The sequence below is a fragment of the Nitrospira sp. genome (assembly GCA_016873435.1).
Lineage (GTDB): Bacteria > Nitrospirota > Nitrospiria > Nitrospirales > Nitrospiraceae > VGXF01.
In genome coordinates, this window is record VGXF01000010.1 from 13,838 (window position 1) to 37,110 (window position 23,273).

Consider the following 23,273-nt stretch of genomic DNA (forward strand, 5'->3'; position numbering starts at 1 on the left):
TGGCGGCGGCGGGATCTGCGTCCCGTCGCCGGCCGATTAATTCTTCGCGGGGGAGTCCATCCCATCCACCAGCGCCTGAATTGTCGCAGGTGCGTTGCCTTCCGCGCGATTGTTCGCCAGGACATAGATCGGTGTTTGCTCGTCCAGTGCCTGCCGGATGAGCGCCAGCACATCCGCCCGCATCTTTGGCTGGGGCACTGCGAGCGCACGATACGGTGCGAACCGCTCAACGGCCCTGGCGTGAGTCAGTCCAAGCGGCGTCAGCAGCCGCACGACGGCAAGTGGCGTCGTGAAGCGCCCGCCCAGTTTCTCGTGTTGTGTGGCGAGCGGCGGCATGGCGGTCCAGTGGTTGTAGACGTGGGCGACACCGTGCGCGCGCAGGATGCCCGCATAGCGAGGTCCCAGGATGAACGGATTTCTGATTTCCACAGCGTATCGACCTTGTGGCAGCTGCGAGAAAAACCGGTCCAGCGCCGGCAGAAAGGTTGCCGGTTCTCCACCGTATCGTTGAAACTCGAAAATTAGCGGACCGGCGTGCAGGCCGAGTCCTTCGCGCAAAGGGCGCAGCACCATCTCATCGCACCAGGCGGCGTCAAGAAAGTGCGGGTTGGCCTTGCCGGCCCTGTCGCCGTAGCGGGGGTGGTCAGCGTAGGCCGGAATCGTGATGTCCTCCCAGACCTTTGGGCAGATGTGGAAATCGTCCGGTACCTGCGCTGCGTAATGCGCAAGCTGCGACACGGAGGGTGGCCGATAAAAACTGTGATCGAGGCCAACGGCGCGAAACAGCGGGACGCGGCGATACGTATAGACGGCATACTCGCCGAGGCAGTCTTTCGAGAAGCGATGCTTGGCATACGACCGGTGATAGACCTGCCCCTGCCAGCCTTCATAGGCCCACGAACTGGTTCCCAATCGGACGGACTCCGGCAGCACGCGATTACCTCACCAGCAGACCGGACATGGCGGCTAGGGCTCTGACGAGCCAGCGCGCGAAGCCGATTCCGCCGGTCGTGAACCAGGGCCACAGGCGCGCGAGTTCCGATTCCGTCAAATGAAAATGTAGATCCTCTGGACTCCACCACCACTTTGACGGGAGTGCCATGCGCGCCGACAGCACCCCTGAAAGAAGCACGAGGTGCCAGAAACCAGTGGGGACGCCGATCAGAAGACCCCCAGCGAGGGGCACAAGCCCAAGAACCGTTATGCGCTGGGGTGTATCAATGATGGTGAGAAGGCCCACGAAGCTGACGGCTACCATGGTGCCCAGGACGCGACCTTGAGCATGGTCGGAATTGTACCTGAACTCTTCGCAGGGAGCCATCCGGGAATTGCTGTTTCCTTGACTTGCCCGCGGGCTTTTCCGACACTCGCACCTATGGACCATCAGGCAGGCGAGCTGTTATTTCGGCTGGCGGAGCGGTACGGCATTGCGTCGGACTACCACGACATTTGGGGGCGTCGGCACGAGACGTCCGACGACACCCGGCGGGTCATTCTCTCCGCCATGGGTGTGCACGCGGATACGACAGACGCGGTGCGGCGCGCGCTGGGTGAACTTGATGACGCCCCATGGCGGCGCGTCTGCGAGCCGGCCATGGTCGTGCGTAGCGACGCGCAGTCGGGTGTCTGGTCGGTACGCCTGCCGTCACAGGAGGCGGAGGATCGCACCGTCTCCGCTTCGTGGACATTGCGCGATGAACAGGGGGCAGTGGTTCAACAGCGAGACGTCGGGTCGGGCCTGACCTTGGTGGAGACCCGTACAGTGGACGGGCTGCGCCACGTGCGCTTCGATCTGCCGGTTCCTGCCGGCCTGCCCATTGGCTATTACGAGGTGGTGGTCAAAGTCGTGTCCGAATCGCGTCAGGTCGAGGGCCGGATGCGTCTGATCATCGTGCCGCCGGCCTGTTACACCTCGCCAGAATTCGAACGGCATCGCCGCCTGTGGGGACTTTCGGTTCAGCTCTACGCGCTCCGCTCGGCCCGCAATTGGGGCGTGGGAGACTTCGGCGATCTGGCCACGCTGGTCGAGTGGGCGGGTAAGGATCTGGGCACGGGGTTGATCGGCCTCAATCCGCTGCACGCGCTCAACAACTGCCGTCCCTATGAGATCAGCCCCTATTCGCCGACCAGTCGGCTTTTCCTTAATTTGTTGTATCTGGATATCCAGGCGGTGCCTGATTTCGAAAGCTGTCTGCCGGCCCAGCGTATGGTGGGGGACGAGGGCTTTCAACGGGGATTGGCGGCACTCCGTGCGGGCGAGAACGTGGACTATGAGCAGGTGGCAGCGGCCAAGTGCACCGCCTTGGAATTTCTCTTCGCCACCTTTCACGAGCGGCATCTGGGCGGGCAGGATCTAAATGCGCCGGACCTCGCTCCCGTGACGGACCGGGGACGGGCTTTTGCCCGGTATGTACAGGAGGAGGGGAAGCCGCTGGAGCAGTTCGCCCTGTTCCACGCACTGGCCGAAGACATTCGCCGCCAGCATCCGCTGCTACGCACGTGGCGGGAATGGCCGGAGCCGTACCGCCTGCCCGATTCCGCGAGCGTGGCCGCGTTTCGCGTCACGCATCGCGCGCGCATCCGCTATCACCAATACGTGCAATGGCTGGCCGCTGACCAGTTAGGCGCGGCGGCGATGCGGGCGTGCGCATGCGACATGCCGGTCGGTCTCTATCACGATCTGGCGCTCGGCAGCGATCGGAACGGCAGCGACGCCTGGGCCTATCAAAAAGTGTTCGCGTTGGAGGCAGAGTGCGGCTGTCCGCCGGACGATTTTTCACCGCGGGGGCAGAACTGGGGGCTGCCGCCCCTCAATCCGGTTCGGCTGCGCGAAACGGGCTACGAATTTTTTGTCGAATTGCTCCAGCGAAATTTGCGGTATGGCGGTGCGCTCCGCCTTGACCACGTGATGAGTCTGTTCCGGCTGTTCTGGATTCCTAGCGGCATGCCGGCTTCCGCCGGTGCCTACGTCCGGTATCCGGCCGACGATTTATTGGGCATTCTGGCGCTGGAGAGTGTCCGAAACCGGGCAGTCATCATCGGTGAGGATCTCGGCACGGTTTCGGATGAGGTCCGCGACAGGTTAGCCGCGGCGAGGGTCCTGTCGTATCGGGTCTTCTATTTCGAACGGGCCGATCCAAATCGTTGGAAGGGGCCGGATGCGTATCCCTATCAAGCGATGGCGGTGGTGACGACGCACGATCTGCCCACACTCGCTGGATTCTGGGCGGGACGCGATATCGAGATGCGCGTGCGGCTGGGGCTTTATTGTGATGAGGACGCCGCGCACCGTGCGCGCGAAGGCCGGGCGCAGGATAAGCGGCGCATGGCGCAGGCACTGGCGGAGGCCGGTCTGCTGCCGCTGGGTTTGACAGCCGATGCGGCAGCACAGCAGCCGATGACGACGGATCTGTGCCAAGCGATCCACGATTTTCTCGGCCGCACGCCGTCGTGGATCATGCTGGTCAGTCTGGAGGATCTGCTTGGCGAAACGGAGCAGATGAATGTGCCGGGCACGGTCGAGAGTTACACCAACTGGTCCCGCAAGGTGGCGCTTGCGTTGGAACAGGTGCGGGACGATGTCCGCGTGCGTCGCGTGACGGCCTCCCTGCGCGCTGGGCGACCGCTGCCAGACTGACTGACGCCCGTTGCGGGCGGCCTCGGTTTCGCGTACCTTTACTGCACAATCCATGACCAATCCGCTGCGCGTACTTCGACAACTGACACAGGCCAAGAATGCCGTTGTCATCGGCCTAGCGCTCGCCGTCTTTGCCGGCATCGCCATTTTTGAATCCGTCGCGCCGCTCACTGTCGTCGGGGCCTACGCCTTGATCGTCCCCATCCTCCTGATCGCCACGGTCCGCAACCGCAAATTGATGTATCTGACGGTCGCGCTGTGTGTCGCTGTGACGTACATGGGCCTGTTGCAGCCGACGAAGAAACGCGAGCGGTTCACGGCGGTCTTGATCAACCGGACGCTGGTTGTCGGCATTCTGACTGGCGTGGCCTATTTTGCGATGACACGCGAAGAGCGGAAGGCGCGGGAAGAAGAGGCTCGGGCCGCGCTTCTTGCAGTAAATGCGCAGCTCGTGGAACTCAAAGACAAGCTCAACCGGTCTGACCGCATCGCGGCGCTCGGCTTGCTGGCGTCGTCAGTGGCGCACGAAGTGGGGACTCCGCTGCATTCTATCGCCTGGCAGGTGCAGACGCTGGCGGAGGATCCGCTGGCGACGGCGGAGATGAAAAAAACGATCGCCATTATTGACTCGGAGCTCAACCGCGTCGTGCGTATCATCAAGGATAAGCTGTCCCTCACGCGGCAGCCCAAGCCGGCCCGTGCGCTGGTGCGGGCGGATGAGCTAGCCGCCTCAGTCGTGGCCCTGATGGAGCCAGCCTATCTCGGCAAGGGGGTCGGCTTGCAAACGGAACTCGGTTTCACGCCGGCCGTGATTCTCGGCGATGCGGAGCAACTCCGGCAGGTCTTGGTGAATCTGCTCACCAATGCGCTGGCGGCGACGAACCGGGGCGACAAAGTCGTGCTGGTGGTGGGGCGGCGGGCGGCCACGCTCGCCGAGCTGGAGGAGCGTCAGCGCGAAGGCGAATCGCCCTGCGATACGATGGTGACGCTCACCGTGCACGATACGGGATGCGGGATGCCGGAGGAACATGTGACGCGGACCCGCGAGCCATTTTTTACCACCAAGGCGATCGGAGACGGGACGGGCTTAGGCCTGTTTATCAGCCGAGAAATTGTCGCCTCGCACCGCGGCTCGCTGACTATCGACAGCGTGGTCGGCAGGGGCACCCGGGTCGAGATCGCTCTGCCAGCAACCGGCGCCCCGAGCGCATCGAAGGAGATCCATGAGCGGGTCTAGCGGTATGATTCTCGTCGTGGACGACGATGCCGTCGCGCGCAAGTTGCTGGCCGACGCGCTGGAAAAGGACGGCTATGAGGTCGAGATCGCGGGCGGTGGTGCGGAAGCCATCGCGCTGGGACGGACCAGGCAATTTGACGTCGTGCTGACGGACATCAAAATGGGCACGGTGGACGGACTTGCCGTTTTGCGGGAATTCCGGCAGCGCAGTCCGGAGACTGCCATCGTTCTACTCACGGCATTTGGGTCCATGGACGGGGCCATCGAGGCGATCAAACAGGGCGCCTACGATTATCTGGCCAAGCCCTTCAAAAAGAAAGAAATCAAACTGGTCGTCAAGCGGAGCCTGGAGCACAGCCGGTTGGTGCGGGAGAATACGCGGTTCCGCGAAGTACTCCGCGGCCGTGACGAATGGGCACACTTGATTGGTAGCAGCCCGGCCATGCTGGAGGTCTACAAGCTGGTCGCGCGCGTGTCGTCGGGCAAGAGCACCGTGTTGCTGGAGGGCGAGAGCGGCACGGGTAAGGAGCTGGTGGCGCGCGCCATTCATGCAAACAGCTTGAGGAAAAACTGCCCCTTCGTGCCTGTCAACTGCGCGGCGTTGATGGAGCCGTTGCTGGAATCCGAGTTGTTCGGCCATGAGAAGGGCGCCTTCACCGGCGCCGTGACGGCCAAGCGCGGGCTGTTCGAAACGGCCGATCAGGGCACGCTCTTTCTCGATGAGATCGGGGACATTAGCCCGGCGTTGCAGGTGAAATTGTTGCGCGTGATTCAGGAACAGGAAGTCCGGCACGTCGGCGGCACCGCACCCATTAAGGTGGACGTCCGAATCGTGGCAGCGACCAATCGCGATCTGGCGCGGATGGTCAAGGACGGCCAATTCCGGGAAGATCTCTTTTACCGGCTCAATGTCGTGCGCATCGTCCTGCCGCCGCTGCGCGAGCGGCGAGAAGACATTCCCATGCTGGCGCATCATTTTCTTCACAAAGTGTCGACAGACAGCAATCAGCCGGTGCGCGGCTTTGTGCCGGAGACCATAGCGCTGCTCGAGCGCTATCACTGGCCGGGGAATGTGCGGGAATTGGAAAATCTCATCGAGCGGACGGTCTCGCTCGCGCCGGGCCCGCTGATAATGGTGGACGATCTGCCGGAGGCGGTCCGCAAGGTGGCGGCGCGGTCGGAGGCCAACGGCGACGCGCTGCTCTCACTGGACGAAGTCGAGAAGCGGCATCTAAGCCGAGTGCTCAAGGAAACCGGCGGCAACAAGGTCCGCGCCGCCAAAATTCTCGGCATCGACCGCCGGACGCTTTATCGGATGGCCAAACGGTTCGAGATCGATTTGGGGGAGGAGAACGCGGAGTAGGAATGGTTCAGGGGACATAGTTTATGGTTGATGCACGAGCGGCGGACAACCCGCGCCGTCCCTATAACCATCAACCATGAGCCCTGTGCTTTTACAGTAGCCCCAGTTCGTTTTTAACCAATTGAATGGTATTGGCCGCGCTCTGTGGGACGGCTGCATCATAGGGAACCCAAGAGCTTGTCAGTGGCATCCAGTCGCCGGACTTGCCTTCGTACCAGACCTGAACAGTGATGCGCGTGGACGTCTCGTCTTCAGCGGCGAGCGTGACCGTGACCTTGCTGCGCATGATGCCGAACCGCGACGTATAGAGCCAGTTGTAGTTGGAGATTTCCTTCCGATAGCCCGTCCGGATCTCCGAGTCGCTGTTGGCGTCCCGCTCAACCTCGTAGCCGCCCTGCGTCAGTACCTCCACGAGGGCGTGGCGGACAGCTGAAGCGGGGGCTTCCAGAATGACATCGGCGGTGCTGGCGGACGGTTGGGCTGGTGTGGCGGAGCAACTGCCCAGCAGTGTGCCGGTGAGGATCATGAGCAAGGCGTAAGGGGAAGCCGACATAGGCGCTCCATGCGATTACTTCAATGAGACGCGCATTTTGACGCGCTGGCCATCCACTTAGCGGGTCAGGTTCTTTCCCGGCCCAGTGGGATCGCCCCCGCAGGCTTCTGGATCGTACACGCAACAGAAGTGCGTCTGGCCGCTCGGGTATATCCAGTAAAAGAGGATATCCTGATCCGTCCGTGTTTCCGTGTCATGGGCGCTCTCTGGCTACACGCAGGCGGTTCTCGCCCACGATAGTCCGGGGGGCGTCTTTGAACAGGTCGGGAAACTGTTCCGCCACCTGCGGGTAAAAGTTCGGATACCACGTTTGCAGACAATCCGGGCAGATGCCCTGCGTCAGCCTGGTGCCGGTCTGTCTTTCCAGATATTGTTCCACCTGGTTCCAGTGACCCGTGTGGTCGTGGACTTTGCGGCAGGAGGCGCATATCGGCAGCAGATCGCGCAGCCAATCCGCCTGCGCGCGGGCCTGCGTCCGCTGCCAGGCCAGGGCAAAAACGATCCAGATGGCGGTGATGGCCAATGCCCGGTTGCTGACGGCTATCCAGCCCGGGATGCCCGGTGAAGAAAAGAAATAGCCCAGGAGAGTCAGTCCCGTACAGGCGACCACAACCGCTACTCGGAACCAGTGCTGGCGGCAGTCCGTGGAGATCAGGATTGGAACGATGTACAGCATTGGAATGGCGACTCCGCGCGGAAGCATCAGATCCACCCCGAAAATCAACACTGTCAGTCCAGCGGTGAGTGCCAGCTGTGCCTGCGCCAACTTCTCCTGAGGGTGTCGGTTGGGCATGAAGCGGTTGTCCACGTGGTTATTCTCCGGACAGAAAGGCGGTCATGAGTTTTTCACATTCGTCAACTTTAAAACTTTCGTCACACGTCCCATTTTAACCCATTCAGCTCAATCCGAGCAAAGACTTATGCGGTAAAACTATTTGGTCTGAAAATGAAAAGAGCGGCAGGGCGAGGCTTCGAATTCAAACCAGCCTGGCATGCAGATCCGTACAAACCAGCCTGCCCACTAGAGTCAATGATCTTCATCCTACTTTCTAGAACCCAAGTTGTAGTATTCCCCCGATTGTAATTTAAAAGCTGAGGACGAAAAGTTTTTGGATGCATGTCAGCGTACAATCACGATGGGTAAAGTATGCGCATTATAGTTCTCGGAGTGATTGAAAGATGGTGGCCCGATACGAATTAAACAAACGAAAAGCGGCTAACGAAAAACTTTTTGACAACAAAATCAATTATTTAGAACCGATAAGTATACAAAATGTACAACTTTTTCAGTGTCGAATTTGGTGCCCCCGACCCGAATTGAACGGGTGACCTGCGGTTTAGGAAACCGACGCTCTATCCAACTGAGCTACGGGGGCGTGGTAAGCACGATACTCGCCCAGGCGGAGAAAGTCTAGCGAGTGGGGGGTACGGTGGGGACGGTGGGTTTGACGTAGAGCGCGTCAGGCGTGGGGATTTGGTCGAGTAGGTCGGCCCGGCCCTGGTGGATGCCGGGCAGGCCGGTGCCCATCGCATAGACCAGCCCACCGGTTCGTTTGCCTAGGACGAGACGAGCCTTGGCGCCGTTCTTGGCGGTGGCGATGAGTTCCGCAGCCGGCGACGAAAGGCCGTAGGGGGCCAGCGGCCCCGCGTCCTTCACGACCCGAAACTCTGAAGGAAAACTACTGACCCGTCCGAGTAGCACAATGACTTCGTTACGGTCGATTTCCTTTGTCGGATCGTCTTCCAGCACCCATCCGGTCACGTCGATCTTGATGGTGTACTGCTGGTCGCGTGTCTTTATGGACAGGGCGACGATATCCTCCGCCTCAAGTCCGAGCAGGCGCTTGTCTTGTAGGGCCAGCACATCCTTCGTGAAATCATGGAGGGCGGTCTGGCTGATCTTATAAATCGGCGCGGCGGGCGTCGTTACAGCGAAGGCCTCGCCGCTGGAGGGAACCGGCTGGTAGAGCTTCAGCGTGTAATCCACGCCGCCCATGGTGGCGGTCAGCCTGATGAGCGGGGTCCCCAGTGTGGCGGCCAGGTTGTCCCGTTCCGGTCCTGGGTCCACAAACGCAAGGGCTTTAAGGTCTTCGAGTTTGATTAACAGATTGCGTACCTCAGGCTGGTCAGCCCGGGCGTCGATGGGGAAGCGAAGTTGCCAGCGCTGTTTTTGTTTGTCGTCCAGGAGGCGCTCCAGTAACACTTCCGTTCTGGGATTCTGCAGCCGCAGCCGGTCGATTTTGGCCTGCTGCACCGGCAGGACTTCTTTCTTTCTCAGATTGGCCAGGGTCTTGTTCAGCACCAGTTTTGGCGGAAGATCGGTGAGCAACACGTTCTGGTCCGTGCCACGTCGCACGTAGAGTGTGGAGGAGAGCGGTCCGATGTCTCCCAGCGCGAGCATTTCCATTCGGTCGCCTGCCGTGAGTGTGAAGGTCACGGCGGGGGTCGCCAGTCCATACGGCTCGAGCGATGCGGCCTGCTCCTCGACGACCCGGCTGACCGTGCCCAGCGCCAGCTCCCGAAGGATGGCACCGACTGCCTGTGCGTCGGCCTCGGTCTTGATAGGGGCGGTGATGGTCCAAGTCCGGTTGTCGTCCAGCGCAAGTACGACAGCAGGGCCCGCTTCCGAACGGACCGTCAGGCCGATCACCTCCTGATCGGTGAAGGGCAAGAGTTTTTTGGCCTCGGCCTCAGTGCGCGTCTTGATCTGTTCGGACGGCATCTCGACGAAGTAAAGATGGGTGCCGAGCCCTGCCAGCAGCGCCGCTAAGGCAATGGTCGGACCGTATTGCTTCATACGTGGGCCAGTGGAGAATGAACAGGTGGGCATTGAGGGGAGACGATCCTGAGAGGGGGCGAGCAAATCATCGCGTTATACGCTCAACTCTGCGCTCACAAGCGTTTCCGCCGGCGCCAGGTCGTCAGTCCCCAGATGACCGTCACGATGGGCAGCAACAGCACCTGGACATAGAGAAGCGTCCGTTCCTGCAGGGGATTCGGAATGAAGGGACGCAGAGCTGGCTCCTTGGGCATGATCGAGATCAACTCGCGCTCCTCGGCCAGCCACCCCATAATGTGCAGCAGGAAGTCTGTGTTGCCGGGGAAATTCATGTAGGCATTGCTGGCGAACGACGAGTTGCCGACAACGACGACCGCGGGCTGGCGCTGACCGTCCTCCGCGAGCTTTTTCGGCACGCCGGCTACCGCTAGGCTCAGCGGGCCCTTGATGTCGTCCCGGTCATTCAATTGGAACGCGCCACCTTTCGCGTGCATGACGGCCCGGCTCTGCGGCGATGTCTGCGCCAGCGGCGTGACCGTCCAGGTCTTCTCGTCAAAATTGAGGTGGTGCGAGTCAGGAAACAGCACGACGGACGTCAAGTCGTGGGTGATTTCATGTTCAACGAACCGCCGGACCAGGAGGAAATTAATACCGCCCTGCGCCAGCTTATCTTGAAAATCCACCAGGACGCCCTTGCCCGTGGTCACATCCCAGCGTGCGAGTAGCGGATCGAGGCCGGCCTGCGACTCCGGATCCAGTAGCACCAGCAGACGGCCGCCGCGGTCCACGTAACGCGCGATCCGTTCCTGCTCCTCCCCCGTGACGGGCCGCCGCGGACCGGGCAGGACAAGCACGGCGGTGTTGGCGGGCACGGCGGATTCCTGCACGAGGGTCAGCGTGCCGACCTCGTAGCCCTGCTTCTCCAGCGACGCTTTGACGGTCGAGATGCCGTCCTTGTTCGGATTGTCCACGCCCCGCTCGCCGTGCCCTTCAAGGAAGACGATCCGTTTTTTCTGGTCCCGTGTCACGCGGATCAACGCGCCGGTGAGCTCCGCCTCGGAAGCGGCGGCCACGCGGGTGGTCTGCCCACCGCTCTCGACAACGGCCATGTCCGCCCGGGTCACGCTGTACTGGCGGGCGACGCCAGGCTTCCGGTCCGGATCCACGTAGTCGACGCGCAGCTTGTTACTGTGAGAACGGTAACTGTCGAGCAGGTCGCGATACGTATTAAAGGCCGCGCTGCGCTCCTGAGTGAAGACCGTGATCCGGACCTCGCGTGTCAGCCCGCGTAGCACGCGATGCGTTTGCGGTGCGAGCGTGAAGTGCTGGGTCTCAGAGACATCCCATTGGATGACGTGGTGAGCCGCCAGAAAATTCACGATGACCAGGATGCCCGCCAAGAGCGCGACCATCAGCACACTGTGGGCGCCCAGGCGCGTCGAGCGCCGCGTGGAGAAGGCCTTGAGTGTTTCAAAATGCAGGACGAAAAACGCGATCAAGGCGATGAGCGCGAGCCCCTCGCACAGAGAAACGAGCCAGAGTGCGTCGGGCGTGAGGCTGTAAGCGATAAAGCCACCTACGCCAAGCGAGGCGCCGACGATGCCGAGGATGGACGCGAGCCGGTTCATGCCCATCGCTGCGAGTCCACGACCCGGTGCGTCAGGAAGAGCATGAACACAATGCCGGAGACATAATACACGAGATCTTTCGTGTCGATCAGGCCACGAACCAGTCGGTCGTAATGCTCAATAAAGGAGAGATAGGCGATTGCATTGCCGGCGGGCGTGTCGCCCAGAATGGAGCCCATGGCGCCCAGTAGCCAGACGAGCAGGAGCAAGCCGAAGCTCAGGAACGCCGCCACGATCTGGTTTTCCGTCATGGCCGAGGCGAAGAGGCCGACGGCGAGAAACAGCGCGCCCATGAGGAGCAGGCCAAGATAACCGGTGAACACCGGCGCCCAGTCGAAACTGTTGAAGACCGCCAGCACGACGGGGACGACCCCGGTTAAGGCTAGCATGCTCAGGTAGATCAGGAGCACGGCGGCGAATTTTCCAGCGACGATCTCGCTGATGCTGACCGGCGAGGTCATCAGTAGTTCAAAGGTCCGCAGCTTCCGCTCCTCCGAGAAGACGCGCATGGTCAGCAGCGGCAAGACGAGTAGCAGGATGATGGCCGCGCTGTAGAACGTGGGACGGAAGACCAGATCATTCAGATTGATGTTCGCCGCCATTCCCTGGATTTGCATGAGTCGAATGGACTGTGCGCTGGCGTTCACGACGGCGATATAGGACAGCATGCCAAAAATCAGGACGAAGACGGCGGCGACGACGTAGATGATCGGCGAGGTGAAGGCCGAGCGCAGCTCGCGTCTGGCGATGGCTTGTGCGGCGGTCATGCCTGCACCTCCGGCGCATCGTGTTGCGTCAGCCGGAGGAAGACGTCCTCGAGTGTCATCGAGATCGTGGTCAGTTCCTGGAGCCCCCAGCCGTTCGTGACGACGACGCGGGCCAGTTCGTCCCTGAGGTCGTGGCCCAGGGCGCAGTCGACCAGCCAGGCCCTGCTGGTGGCCTGCGAGAACACGCTGACCACGCCGGGCAGGCCGCGCAACTTGTCGGCGAAATCCGGCGGCGGGTTTTTCACGGTCAGGCTGATTGTTTCTGAGCGGCGCAGCCGCGCCGACAGATGTTCCGGCGTGTCCACCGCGACGATCCGGCCCTCGTTGATGATGACAACGCGCTGGCAGACTGCGGTCGCCTCCGGCAGAATGTGAGTGCTAAGAATGATCGTATGCGAACCGGCCAGGCTCTTAATGAGCTGCCGAATTTCGATGATCTGCTTGGGGTCGAGGCCGGTGGTCGGCTCATCGAGGATCAGCACGGGCGGATCGTGCAGGAGTGCCTGGGCCAGCCCGACACGCTGACGATAGCCGCGTGACAGGTTGCCGATTAAGCGGTGCCGTACGTCGCCAAGGGACGTCTGCTCGATCACCAGCGGCAGCCGTTGACGGAGTGCCGCGGCTGGCATGTGTTTGAGACGGCCCGTGAAGGTCAGATATTCCGTGACAGTCAATTCCTGGTAAACCGGCGGGGTTTCCGGCAGATAGCCGATGCGGCGCTTCACCTCCATCGGCTGCGCGAAGCAGTCGAATCCGTCCACCGTCGCCGTGCCCTCAGTGGCCGGCATGAAGCCGGTCAGGATGCGCATGGTGGTGGTTTTGCCGGCGCCGTTCGGTCCGAGAAAGGCGAGGACCTCGCCGTTGCTCACGGAAAAGCTGACCCGCTCGATCGCGGTGCGGTCGCCGTAACGTTTGGTGATCTGTTGAACGTCGATCATGCAGAGAACATTGACCGGCTGGATATTAGCGACCGGATAGGGGTCCGTCAAGAGTGCCCACTGCTGTTTTGATAAGATGAGTAAATCTGTTACAGTCGGGCTCGTGGTCGGAGCGGACCGCCAATGGCACAACACTAAATTTCTATCAGGCCGGAGATGGGGGGTATTGTGAGTAAGGGCACGGGAATTGTAGCGGTCGGATTGTGGTGTTTGGCGCTCATGGGGTGCGTGGGCAAGGGGGAGGTTGTGCAGTTGAATCTGCATGCGGTTCTGCCGGCCGACACCCGAAAAGTCTCCCTGCCCGCGGACACCATCGTGGTGGTGGCCGAGTTTGAGGACGGCCGGTCTAACAGACAGCGCGTGGGCGCGCGCGTCCATCAGGGCGGCGGCGAAACGGTGTTCAATGTCTGGAACGGACGGGCCGGATTGGTGGTGGCCCAGGTGATCACCGACTATCTCAAGAAGCGGGGCTGGCAGGTGGAGCTGGGCACGACGAGGACGGGCACGGCGCCGGATAGCGGGCCGCACGTGATGATCTCTGGACGCGTAGTGGAGCTGGCCGTCGACGCAAAGAGCGCCTTCGGGTCCACGCAGATCGCCGCTTCTTCACGGATTATCGTCGAGGCAATGAACGCCGAGGACGGCAGTCTTGCTCGAATGACGCTCAAGGGGGCTGCCTCTCAGACTGTGGTCGTGTTCGATCAAGACGCTGCGGAACATCTGCTCAGCGCCGCTCTGTCGGAGAGTTTGGAGAAATTCGTCTTGGAGACGACGGTCGAGAAAAAAATCTTGAAACTGAAGCCCTAACTACCACCTGCCGGTCCCCGGCAGGTCGGACCCACCTGTTTTTCCCATCCAGCAAATGTCCAGCACCTCGCCCTACTGGGCCGGCGCCAGGCTCGCCTTGTACGTGTGGACCAGCGCTTTGCCGGTGAGCGCCAAAAAATAGAGCCGCGGTAGGATGAGGGCGATCGTGACGGCTCCGTACATGAGGACGGCGCGTAGCGTCTTCTATCCGCCGGTCGGACACACGAGCCGTCGGGGAGAGCGGGTACAGCGCCTAAGCCTGGACGGCGTCCCAGGCGATGGCCGGGAAGAAATGGACGGAAGGTCTGAAACAGCAGATAGGCGACCCCGGCCGCGAGGCCGAGCCGCACCAGCCGCGACGCCTGATGGAATCTCATGAAGCGAGGTCGCGCATGCGTCACGATCCTTAGGTAGGCGATCGGAAATGGTCACGGAGCGTGCATTTTGCCTTTTCCCCCGTCGCCGCGATAGCATGCGGGTCGATGGGAGCACCGGCGGAAGAGATCGAACGGCTTGTGCGGGCAGAACATTGGGATCCCCGCGCCGTGCTGGGGCTGCATCCAGACGGCGATCAACCGGGTCGGATGGTCGTCCGTGCCTTTCTGCCTGAAGCGGCGGAGGCCACGCTGCTGGTGGACGGCCATGCGATATCCATGACTGTCGTGCACCGGGAGGGTCTCTACGAAGCCCCACTGCCGGGCAAGCCATCGATGGCGTACCACCTGCGCGTGACCGACCGGTGGGGGAATGTCACGGAACGCCACGACCCCTATGCCTTTCCTCCACTCCTGTCTGATTTTGATATGCATCTCTTCACGGAGGGCACTCTCTACCGGGCCTATGAACAATTAGGCGCACATCTGCGCACGGTCGAGAGCGTGGGCGGCGTGCACTTCGCCCTCTGGGCGCCGAACGCACGGCGCGTCAGCGTCGTCGGCGATTTCAACGGCTGGGATGGCCGCCGCCATGCGATGTGCAGCCGGGGCGTCTCGGGTTTATGGGAATTGTTTGTCCCCGATCTGCCGGCCGGTACGCTCTATAAATATGAAATCCACCCGCGGGATGGCGATACGCCGTTTCTGAAGGCGGACCCGTATGCCTTCGCCGCTGAGCTTCGGCCCAAGACGGCTTCGGTGGTCTGTGATCTATCCACGCATCAGTGGTGCGACCAGGCCTGGATGGAGGCGCGCAGCCGGCGGGATCTGCTCGCGGCGCCGATCTCGATTTATGAAGTCCATCTCGGTTCTTGGGCGCGCGTCCCGGAGGAGGGGAACCGCTGGCTGACCTATGGCGAGCTGACGGCCAAGCTGATCCCCTATGTCAAGGACCTGGGCTACACCCATATCGAGTTAATGCCGGTCACTGAGCATCCCTTTGATGGGTCCTGGGGCTATCAGACGACCGGCTACTTCGCGCCGACCAGCCGCTTCGGCACGCCAAAGGAGTTCATGGCTTTCGTGGATGCCTGTCACCGGGCGGACATCGGCGTAATCATGGATTGGGCCCCGTCGCATTTTCCAGACGACCCACACGGTCTGGCCTCCTTCGACGGCACACATCTCTACGATCACCACGATCCGCGCCTTGGCTATCACCCGGAATGGCACAGCCGTATTTTCAATTTCGGGCGCGTGGAGGTCTGCAACTTCCTGATAAACAGCGCGCTATTCTGGCTGGACCGGTATCACATCGATGGTCTGCGGGTTGACGCGGTCGCGTCCATGCTCTATCTGGATTACTCGCGCCAGCCCGGCGAGTGGATTCCCAATTCAGTCGGCGGACACGAAAACTTGGCGGCAATCGAATTTCTCAAGCAGCTCAACATCGCGGTGCACCGGGAGCATCCGGGCGTGTTGACGATCGCCGAAGAATCCACGGCGTGGCCCGACGTCTCGCACCCGACCTATACAGGCGGGCTCGGCTTCAGCCTTAAATGGAACATGGGCTGGATGCATGACATGCTGCGGTACTTCAGTCTCGATCCCGTCTACCGAAAGCATGAGCACAACCACATCACGTTCGGGCTGCTGTATGCGTTCACTGAGAATTTTGTGTTGGTGCTGTCACATGACGAGGTGGTGCACGGCAAGCGCGCTCTGCTCGACAAGATGCCGGGGGATCTTTGGCAGAAGTTCGCTAACCTGCGCGCGCTCTACGGGTACATGGTCGGGCATCCGGGCAAGAAGATGCTCTTCATGGGCGGCGAATTTGGCCAGTGGCACGAGTGGAATCATGACGCGAGTCTGCAATGGCATCTGCTGGACTGCGACTTGCATCAGGGGCTCCAGTGCTGGGTGCGGGATCTGAACTGGCTGTACCAGCAGGAGCCGGCACTCCATCAGGTGGATTTCGAAGGGGCTGGATTTCAGTGGATTGAGTTCAACGACTCGGAGCAGTCCGTCGTGGCTTTTTCCCGAAAGGCCAGGTGTGAGGACGAGAGTATTGTCTGTGCCTGCAACTTCACACCGGTGCCGCGTTACGGCTATCGGATTGGCGTGCCGATGTCCGGACGTTACAAGGAGCTCCTCAACAGCGATGCTGCAGCCTACGGGGGTGGAAACGCAGGCAACCTCGGCGGGGTGGATGCCGAGCCGGTCCCCTGGCAGGGCTACCCCTGTTCGGTCGTACTCATGCTGCCGCCTCTTGCCGTGGTATTTTTGAAACGGCAATAGCTGCCTGGTCCATCCGACCTTGACTTGCGTGTCCAGTTTCCTTTATGATCGCCTCACTCCATATATATCGAGCCGCATTCCATTCTGCGGTTCTTTAATCCATCTTTTACAATGTAGAGGGATTCAAGCAGACTGACCGGTCTAGCCTAAAGGGCTAGACAAAGGCAAGTGAGCAATGACAAGCAGAATAAAAAGCGAACGACGGGCCCTGAATGCATGGAGCATGCTTTTCGTGTGCGGCATGGCACTGGGAGGCTGTACGGTATTGCCGAAGGGGCAGGCCGATCTGGATGTCGGCAGCCAGGAGCTGGGTATGGCCTCGTGGTATGGCGAGGATTTTCATGGCTGGGTGACGGCCAACGGGGAAATCTATGACATGGAGGCGCTTACTGCCGCCCATCGCACCTTACCGCTCGGGACGTGGCTGCTCGTAACGAACGTGGAAAATGGCAGGCAAGTGCGCGTACGCATCAACGACCGCGGTCCCTTTGTACATGGGCGCGTTGCGGATCTGTCGCTCGCCGCTGCCCGGGAACTGGACATGGTCGAGAGCGGCGTGGCCGCCGTGCATCTCGAAGTGGTGGGGGAGCCCCAAGGCGGCCGCCTCTCCACGGTTGATCTGCTGCCGATGCCCCGCACCACAAAAGCCGCGGGATTCTCAGAAGGCTCACGGTCCCTGACGCCTCCGCGCGCCGTCCGCGCCGTGCGGGCGCTGCCCAACGATCTGCTGAACCAGCGGCGCCTCCGCCGCGCAGCGGACTTTCAGGCGGCGGAACGGCGCGCCTATGCGGTCGCTGCGTTGCAAATTCCCTAGTCACGCCGTTCACGCTCTCCTCGCGATCCGCGGCTCCGGTAATTGACAGGCCAGAGGACAGTCGACTAGACTGCACCGGCAAGTGTACTCCGTCCAATGGACGGCAGGCGTTACCACCAGGAGCATTGGGGAATGGCAAAAAAGAAAAAAATGTCACTGGCCGAGGATGAAACCCGGCTGAAGACGAAAGTCTCTGAGAAGCGCACCGCGCTGAAGAACCCGGAAGGCGACGAAAAGTTCCGCAAGCTGCACAAGCGGCTGAAGCGGCTGCAACGCCTGCGCCGGAAGTTCGTGGAGCGCAAGAAGAATGCGATGGGCAAAGCCAAGGGTGAGGCCACCGCCGACAAGCCTGCGGCCCCGGCCGCCTAAGCACGTTCCGTCTCGTACGCACACCAGCATGGCCGAATCATCAGACCGCGACGACGAATTCTCCCTGTCCGACGCACCGCCGGCGAGCGACGCTCAGGTCGATGCCATGTCGGCGGCGCTTGCGCAGCCGGCCGAGGCATCCGCCGGGGATCGGCCCGCCGAGACCATCCTTGAAGAGGAGAAGGTTAAGGACGAGATCGACATTCAGATCGATCTCCTCAAGGACTCCGATTGGACCGTCCGGCGCGAAGCGGTCGTCACGCTTGGCGAAATGGGCGACGAACGCTGCGTCGTTCCGCTCGTCAATGCGCTGCGCGACGGCGACTGGCAGGTTCGCGACGCCGCCGTCGAGGCGCTGGCGCAGGTCGGCTCGCTTGCTGTTGAGTATCTCATCAAAATGCTGCGGGACTGGGATATCCGCAAGACGGCGATCCGCTGCCTCGGTAAGATCAAGGACGAGCGGGTGCTCGATCCGCTCATGCAGCAGCTGCACTCCGACGAATTCAAGGACGATGCGACCGAGGCGTTGGTGGAGCTAGGCTCACCAGCAGTGGAGCGGCTGGTGCCGGCGCTCAAGGACAGGGATGAGATGGTCCGCAAGCAGGCGATTCTGGCCCTGGGGCGGATCAAGGATCCGGCCGCCATCGATCCGCTGATCGAGATGTTGAAGGATGCCGACTGGTTCTCCCGCCTGACCGCGGCCCGCGCATTGGAGAAGATCGGGGATGAGCGCGGCCGGCTAGCGATCAAGCCGATGATGAAGGATCCGGACCTGGTCGTGAAGATGGCAGTCGAGCGGATGCTCGCGTCCTGGAAGAAGAACAAGGAAACGACGAACGCGTAATCCGCACTACCGATCCAAGAGCGTGTCGAGTTCCTTCTGCACTCCCGCCAGCGTGCCCTTGTCGACGGCGTTTCCCTTTGCCAGCTCCCGTTCAATGCCTGTGATCGTGGCGGCCAGTGCCCTGGTCTTGGCGGCCGTGCCTTCGTCACCGGCCAGTGCCGCTTCCTCCAGATGCGTCACGGCCCCGGTCAGCTCCTTCGCGGCATCGCCGAAGTTTTTCTCATTAAGGTCGGTTCTGGCTTCAAGAAGTTTTTCCTTCGCGTCTACCACGCCCTGGCGGTAACGTAGCGTGCGCTCTAGGCTCTGCGAAGTGTTGATGGCGGTGTGGGAGAGTTCCTTTGTCGTGGCCACGACCTCAGAGCTGATTTCCTTAACGGCTTTCTTGACCGCGGCCGGGTGAGAACCGGAGTAGTAGCCCAGCGCAAAGACCCCGCCGAGCAGCACGATCGCACCAATGATTTTCAGCATGGGGCGTCCTTTCTATTCAGTTCCCAGGGCGGTCTTATTTTGTCGACAGCAACTGCAGCACGCTGCCGGCGGCTGCCAGGCTCACCGCCGGATCGGGATCGCGCATCGCCGGCTTCAGTATAGTCAGTCCCTCGTGCCCGCCCAGTCGGCCGAGTGCGCGGGCGGCCATCAGGCGGGGCTGCGGCTGCTGATCCTTAAGCAGCGTCTCGAGCACCTGCCGCGCTTTCCGGTTGCCCGATAACCCGACGGCCTGCGCCGTTGCACCACGGACCGACGGGTCCGGGTGTTTCGCCAGATCGGCCGCCAGCAGCACCGCCTCGTCGTCGCCCATGCGCAGCAATCCTTCGACGGCCCCAATGCGGACCCATTCGATCGGGTCCCGTGCGGCCTGTTTGAGCACGGGTCGGCTCTGCGGCAGCTTCAGCCGGCCTAGGCTGGCGGCGGCGATGCTCCGGACGCGGGGATGATCGTCCTGCAGCGTGTGCAAGAGCGCCGCGTGGCTGTTCGGATCACCGAAATCACCCAACGCGCCGGCGGCAAAGGCGCGCACGGACGGATCGGGATCGTACACGGCCTGGTTGAGCAGAGACAGACTGGACGGGCGTTTCAGCCGGCCCAGCGCGCCCAGTGCCGCCATGCGGACGTCGGCGTTAGGCAGCGTCGCTTCGACCGCGATATCGTCTGCCGCGTCTGCCTGACCCATGCGGGCCAGTGCCGTGAGCGCAAAGATATGCACGACGCCTTCTTCGGATTTCGAGAGACGTGTGATTGCCGGGCGCAGGCCCGGATCAATGTGCGGGCCTAGTGCGTTGAGGGCGGCGATGCGGACGGACGGCATCTCATCGTCGAGCGCTCGCGCGATCATCGACGCGGGGGCACCCGCCCTCGCGAGTCCCTCCGCGGCCCGGGCCCGCACCATGATGGAGACGTCCAGCAGACCATCCTTCAAGATCGGCAGTGTGTCTTTGGCGGCGACATCGGCTAAGACCATGTAGGCGGCAATGCGTAGATGCTCCTGCGTGTCGCGTACGCGGGCGGTGAGGACGGCGAGGGCCGTGTCGCGCAGCAAGGGGGTCTCGTCCGACGCGTTGGGTGGGACGAGGCGTGCGTAGAACGCGAGTGCGGTATCGGGCCGTCCGATGCGTAACGCGCTGTTCACTCCGGTCCTCAATGTGTCGGACGTCAGTTTATAATCAGGCGGCGCGCTTTCCAACAGGCGGATGACCTCCTCGAATCGATGTTGCCGGAACGCCTTCTGCGCGTCTTCCTGCAACGAGGCGTGGGCTGCAACGGCAAGCACGAATTCGAAACCGGCGACGATGATTAGCACTCTGAGCGCGCGCATCAATCCTGCCAGCGAGCGTCTTTTGGGGAGGCGGCTGAAGCGTAGAGAAGGTCCATGTACTCCTTCACCATTCGGCGGGTGCAGAACCGCGGCGCGACGGTGCGGACGGCGTCCTTGACGATGTGGAGCCAGCCGCGGGGAATGCCGTCTCGGTCCCGCTCGTAATAGAGCGGGACGATGTCGTGCTCAAGCAGGCGGTAGAGCTGTTCGGCGTCGTGTTGATCCTGGCTGTGCGTGTCGCCCAAATGGGCTGACGAGGGAATCGCCCAGCCGTTGGCGCCGTCGTACCCCTCCTGCCACCAGCCGTCCAGTACGCTCAGATGTGGGACGCCGTTGAGCGCAGCCTTCTGGCCGCTTGTACCGCTCGCTTCCATCGGCGGGCGCGGCGTGTTCATCCAAACGTCCACGCCCCAGACCAAATACTTGGCCATATGCATGTCGTAGTCTTCAAGAAAGGCGACGTGTCCACCGATGTCGTGGTCCTTGCAGTACGCGTAGACCTGGTGAATGAATTGTCGGCCCGGCTCGTCGGCCGGATGCGCCTTGCCCGCGAAGATAAGTTGCACGGGCCGCCAGCGGTCCTGCATCATCTGCTGCAGCCGCGTCAGCGTGCTGAAAACAAGCGTGGCCCGCTTGTAAGTGGCGAAGCGCCGTGCGAAGCCGATCGTGAGCGCCTCCGGATCGAGCAGGGTGCCGCTGGCCAGCACCTGATGCGGCTGCAGATGTCCGTGCATCCATGCCGCGCGTGCGCGTTCGCGGATGAAGCTCATCAGCTTGCGCTTAAGCAGCTGCCGCGCTGCCCAGAGTTCGCCGTCGGGAATATCCGGCACGCGGTGCCAGATGGCCGGATCGTCCGCCCGCTCGGCCCAGTCGGGGCCGAGATGCCTGACGTAGAGCTGGTTCATCTCCGGCGAAATCCAGCTCGGGGCGTGCACGCCGTTCGTGATACTGCGGATCGGCACGCGATCCTCTTCTTCTATCCCGGGCCAGAGGCAGCGCCACATGACGCGGGAGACGCGGCCATGTTCGCGGCTGACGCCGTTGACATGGCCGGCCAGCCGCATGGCCAATGCCGTCATATTGAAGCCGGCGCCCGGATTCTCTGGATGCGCGCCCAACTGCAACAAGGCCTCGCGCGTTATGCCGAGCTCATCCCAGTAGCCAGCGAGGTGGTGTTCAATGTGATGGAAGGGGAAGACGTCGTGGCCGGCCGGTACCGGCGTGTGCGTGGTGAACACGGTACTCTGGCGGACGCGTTCCACCGCCTCGGCATGCGGCCGACCGGCCTGCACGAACTCGCGCACGCGTTCGAGTGTCATGAAGGCCGAGTGGCCCTCGTTGGCATGCCAGACGGACGGGGACAGGCCGAGCGTGCGGAAGACCCGCACGCCGCCGATGCCAAGCAGAATTTCTTGGCGCAGGCGGACGTTCTGATCGCCGCCGTAGAGCCGCGCCGACAGTTCACGGTCCCACGGCTGGTTCTCTGGCACATCGGTGTCGATGAGATATAAAGTGACGCGTCCGACACGCACCTGCCAGACGACGGCAGAGATGGTGCGATGGTCGATCTGGACGCCGATCTGGCAGGGCTGGCCGTTCGGCATCAATGCCCGCTGGATGGGCGACTCCAGCCGGTTGAACGGCTCATATTCGGCTTCCTGCCAGCCGTCCACGGACATCCGCTGGTGAAAATAGCCCTGCGGGTACATGAATCCGAGGCCGAGAAGTGGAATGCCGAGATCGCTGGCTTCCTTGCAATGGTCACCGGCCAGGATGCCCAGCCCGCCGCTGTAGATCGGGATAGAATTGTGCAGGCCGAACTCGGCCGAGAAGTAGGCGATCGTGTGGTTCGCGAGGTGCGGATAGCGCCCGGCAAACCAGGTATCGGAGGCGCCCATGTAGTCGTCGTAGGTCTTAAGGACGGATGAATAGAGGCGGATGAACACGGGATCGCCACTAAGTTCTATGAGCCGGGCCGGTTTGAGATCCTGCAACAGCTTGACGGGATTATGATGCGAAAGGCGCCAGAGTGTCGGATCGATCGTTTCAAAGAGACGGCGGGCATCCGGTTTCCAGCTCCACCACAGATTATGGGCCAGTTCGTCCAGGCGGGCGAGGCCGCCTGGCAGGCTGTTTGCGGATGGCGCGCTCACGCGGTGCCTCCCTGCTGGTGCCACGCCGTCCAGACGGGCGTCGTGGCGACGGAGGCATAGCGGGTGCCAACGATCTGCGCCACGCGGTTCATCAATCTATTCAGTTCTTGCAGTTGTTCCGCTTTCAGATCCTGTCGAAACCGCGGATGGAGGCCCCAGCGCGTTTCGATCTCCTCGCCTTGGATGGTGGACATGACGCTGATGAGCTTGATCTCGTTGCCGGCCGGAAGCAGCACGGAAGGCGGCGGCGACGGGGCGGTAGTAGCCGTCTGCGGGGCCGCGCCTGTTGTCGCGGATTCGAGCAGGGACTTCATCGCTGGGATGGCGGCGCTGGCGCATAGGACGGCGGACGAGGCAACCATGCCGTTGTCGGGCGCGTTGATCATCCGGGCCACGTTCTCGCCGAAGGTTTTGAAGTACGCGTTCTTTTGCGTACTCTCCTCTGTGACGAGAAACTTGAACGGTTCGTACTGCTGGCGACTCTGGGCCACGGTGGCGCCGATCGTCATGATGACTTCCATCTCATCGGAGTTCGGTCCCAGCACCGGCGCGAGCACATCCTTGAGCCGTTCTGTAACGGCGTCTTCGAGCCCGTCCATGAACAGCGGTTGGTCCTTGAGGGCAATGTAGAGGGCTGAGAGACGGTCGGCCAGATTGAATTGCAGCTTGAGAAACTCTAAATAAATCTCCCACTCGGAGGTTTTCTTGAGCTTCAACGCCTGCTCGGGTGCACTGCGCTTGACCATGGTGACGGATTCGCCCGCGACGGCGACCATCATGGTCGCCAGGTCCTGCAGCATTTTGGTGTGGGGGTCTTTTGAGGCCGGCATGTGCCCTCTTTAATCGAAACCAATTATATACAAGTCCGTTCGGCACTTTCTAGCGAATCCGCAACCAAT

General features: G+C 61.8%; 19 protein-coding genes and 1 tRNA gene. 8 read left to right on the top strand and 12 right to left on the bottom strand.

Annotated features, from left to right (window positions below):
* Positions 1 to 36: 36 nt before the first annotated feature.
* A complete protein-coding gene (locus FJ248_06885; GenBank protein MBM4120606.1) occupies positions 37 to 933 on the bottom strand; it encodes a DUF72 domain-containing protein in 897 nt (298 codons plus the stop codon).
* A 202-nt stretch (positions 934 to 1,135) separates the two neighbouring features.
* On the opposite strand from FJ248_06885, the gene malQ reads away from it, so the two are divergent.
* The 3 genes from malQ to FJ248_06900 are packed head-to-tail and all read left to right on the top strand — an operon-like array spanning position 1,136 to position 6,237.
* Entirely contained in the window at positions 1,136 to 3,637 is a 2,502-nt protein-coding gene (gene malQ, locus FJ248_06890) for a 4-alpha-glucanotransferase (protein MBM4120607.1), read from the top strand.
* Between the two features lie 52 nt (positions 3,638 to 3,689).
* Positions 3,690 to 4,874 carry a hypothetical protein gene (locus tag FJ248_06895; protein MBM4120608.1) on the top strand — a complete coding sequence of 395 codons (1,185 nt, stop codon included), beginning with the start codon at positions 3,690 to 3,692 and terminating at the stop codon, positions 4,872 to 4,874.
* Entirely contained in the window at positions 4,861 to 6,237 is a 1,377-nt protein-coding gene (locus FJ248_06900) for a sigma-54-dependent Fis family transcriptional regulator (protein MBM4120609.1), read from the top strand. The genes FJ248_06895 and FJ248_06900 overlap by 14 nt, the downstream gene beginning before the upstream one ends.
* A gap of 91 nt (positions 6,238 to 6,328) precedes the next feature.
* On the opposite strand, the gene FJ248_06905 is transcribed toward FJ248_06900, so the two are convergent.
* The 7 genes from FJ248_06905 to FJ248_06935 form a co-directional block, all read right to left on the bottom strand.
* Positions 6,329 to 6,790, bottom strand: coding sequence for a hypothetical protein (locus FJ248_06905; GenBank protein MBM4120610.1), 462 nt, complete (start codon positions 6,788 to 6,790; stop codon positions 6,329 to 6,331).
* Positions 6,791 to 6,983: 193 nt separating this feature from the next.
* Complete coding sequence (locus FJ248_06910) at positions 6,984 to 7,598, bottom strand: hypothetical protein (protein MBM4120611.1); 615 nt, start codon at positions 7,596 to 7,598, stop codon at positions 6,984 to 6,986.
* Positions 7,599 to 8,089: 491 nt separating this feature from the next.
* Positions 8,090 to 8,166, bottom strand: a tRNA-Arg gene (locus FJ248_06915).
* 35 nt (positions 8,167 to 8,201) lie between these two features.
* Positions 8,202 to 9,620, bottom strand: a complete 1,419-nt coding sequence (locus FJ248_06920; protein ID MBM4120612.1) for a DUF4340 domain-containing protein — start codon at positions 9,618 to 9,620, stop codon at positions 8,202 to 8,204.
* Positions 9,621 to 9,682: 62 nt separating this feature from the next.
* Positions 9,683 to 11,203 carry a hypothetical protein gene (locus FJ248_06925; protein MBM4120613.1) on the bottom strand — a complete coding sequence of 507 codons (1,521 nt, stop codon included), beginning with the start codon at positions 11,201 to 11,203 and terminating at the stop codon, positions 9,683 to 9,685.
* Positions 11,194 to 11,964, bottom strand: coding sequence for a hypothetical protein (locus FJ248_06930; GenBank protein MBM4120614.1), 771 nt, complete (start codon positions 11,962 to 11,964; stop codon positions 11,194 to 11,196). Before FJ248_06930 ends, FJ248_06925 begins: the two co-directional genes overlap by 10 nt.
* Positions 11,961 to 12,902: an ATP-binding cassette domain-containing protein gene (locus FJ248_06935; protein MBM4120615.1), complete on the bottom strand. Its 942-nt coding sequence runs from the start codon at positions 12,900 to 12,902 to the stop codon at positions 11,961 to 11,963. Before FJ248_06935 ends, FJ248_06930 begins: the two co-directional genes overlap by 4 nt.
* Positions 12,903 to 13,070: 168 nt before the next feature.
* Here FJ248_06935 and FJ248_06940 point away from each other — a divergent pair, with 168 nt between their 5' ends.
* The 5 genes from FJ248_06940 (at position 13,071) to FJ248_06960 (ending at position 18,408) form a co-directional block, all read left to right on the top strand.
* Positions 13,071 to 13,709, top strand: a complete 639-nt coding sequence (locus FJ248_06940) for a hypothetical protein (protein MBM4120616.1) — start codon at positions 13,071 to 13,073, stop codon at positions 13,707 to 13,709.
* Positions 13,710 to 14,191: 482 nt separating this feature from the next.
* Positions 14,192 to 16,381 (top strand): 1,4-alpha-glucan branching protein GlgB, encoded by a 2,190-nt coding sequence (gene glgB / locus FJ248_06945; GenBank protein ID MBM4120617.1) that lies wholly within the window; start codon positions 14,192 to 14,194, stop codon positions 16,379 to 16,381.
* A gap of 175 nt (positions 16,382 to 16,556) precedes the next feature.
* Positions 16,557 to 17,195, top strand: coding sequence for a septal ring lytic transglycosylase RlpA family protein (locus tag FJ248_06950; protein MBM4120618.1), 639 nt, complete (start codon positions 16,557 to 16,559; stop codon positions 17,193 to 17,195).
* A gap of 132 nt (positions 17,196 to 17,327) precedes the next feature.
* On the top strand, positions 17,328 to 17,564 hold the full coding sequence (locus tag FJ248_06955) for a hypothetical protein (protein MBM4120619.1): 237 nt from the start codon (positions 17,328 to 17,330) through the stop codon (positions 17,562 to 17,564).
* Positions 17,503 to 18,408 carry a HEAT repeat domain-containing protein gene (locus FJ248_06960; GenBank protein MBM4120620.1) on the top strand — a complete coding sequence of 302 codons (906 nt, stop codon included), beginning with the start codon at positions 17,503 to 17,505 and terminating at the stop codon, positions 18,406 to 18,408. The genes FJ248_06955 and FJ248_06960 overlap by 62 nt, the downstream gene beginning before the upstream one ends.
* 6 nt (positions 18,409 to 18,414) lie before the next feature.
* On the opposite strand, the gene FJ248_06965 is transcribed toward FJ248_06960, so the two are convergent.
* The 4 genes from FJ248_06965 to FJ248_06980 are packed head-to-tail and all read right to left on the bottom strand — an operon-like array spanning position 18,415 to position 23,204.
* Entirely contained in the window at positions 18,415 to 18,876 is a 462-nt protein-coding gene (locus FJ248_06965; GenBank protein ID MBM4120621.1) for a hypothetical protein, read from the bottom strand.
* Between the two features lie 34 nt (positions 18,877 to 18,910).
* The gene (locus FJ248_06970) at positions 18,911 to 20,221 is read right to left on the bottom strand and encodes a HEAT repeat domain-containing protein (protein MBM4120622.1); all 1,311 of its coding nucleotides are present in this window, start codon (positions 20,219 to 20,221) and stop codon (positions 18,911 to 18,913) included.
* On the bottom strand, positions 20,221 to 22,374 hold the full coding sequence (locus tag FJ248_06975) for a glycosyltransferase family 1 protein (GenBank protein MBM4120623.1): 2,154 nt from the start codon (positions 22,372 to 22,374) through the stop codon (positions 20,221 to 20,223). The genes FJ248_06970 and FJ248_06975 overlap by 1 nt, the downstream gene beginning before the upstream one ends.
* Positions 22,371 to 23,204 carry a hypothetical protein gene (locus tag FJ248_06980; GenBank protein ID MBM4120624.1) on the bottom strand — a complete coding sequence of 278 codons (834 nt, stop codon included), beginning with the start codon at positions 23,202 to 23,204 and terminating at the stop codon, positions 22,371 to 22,373. Before FJ248_06980 ends, FJ248_06975 begins: the two co-directional genes overlap by 4 nt.
* Positions 23,205 to 23,273 lie beyond the last annotated feature (69 nt).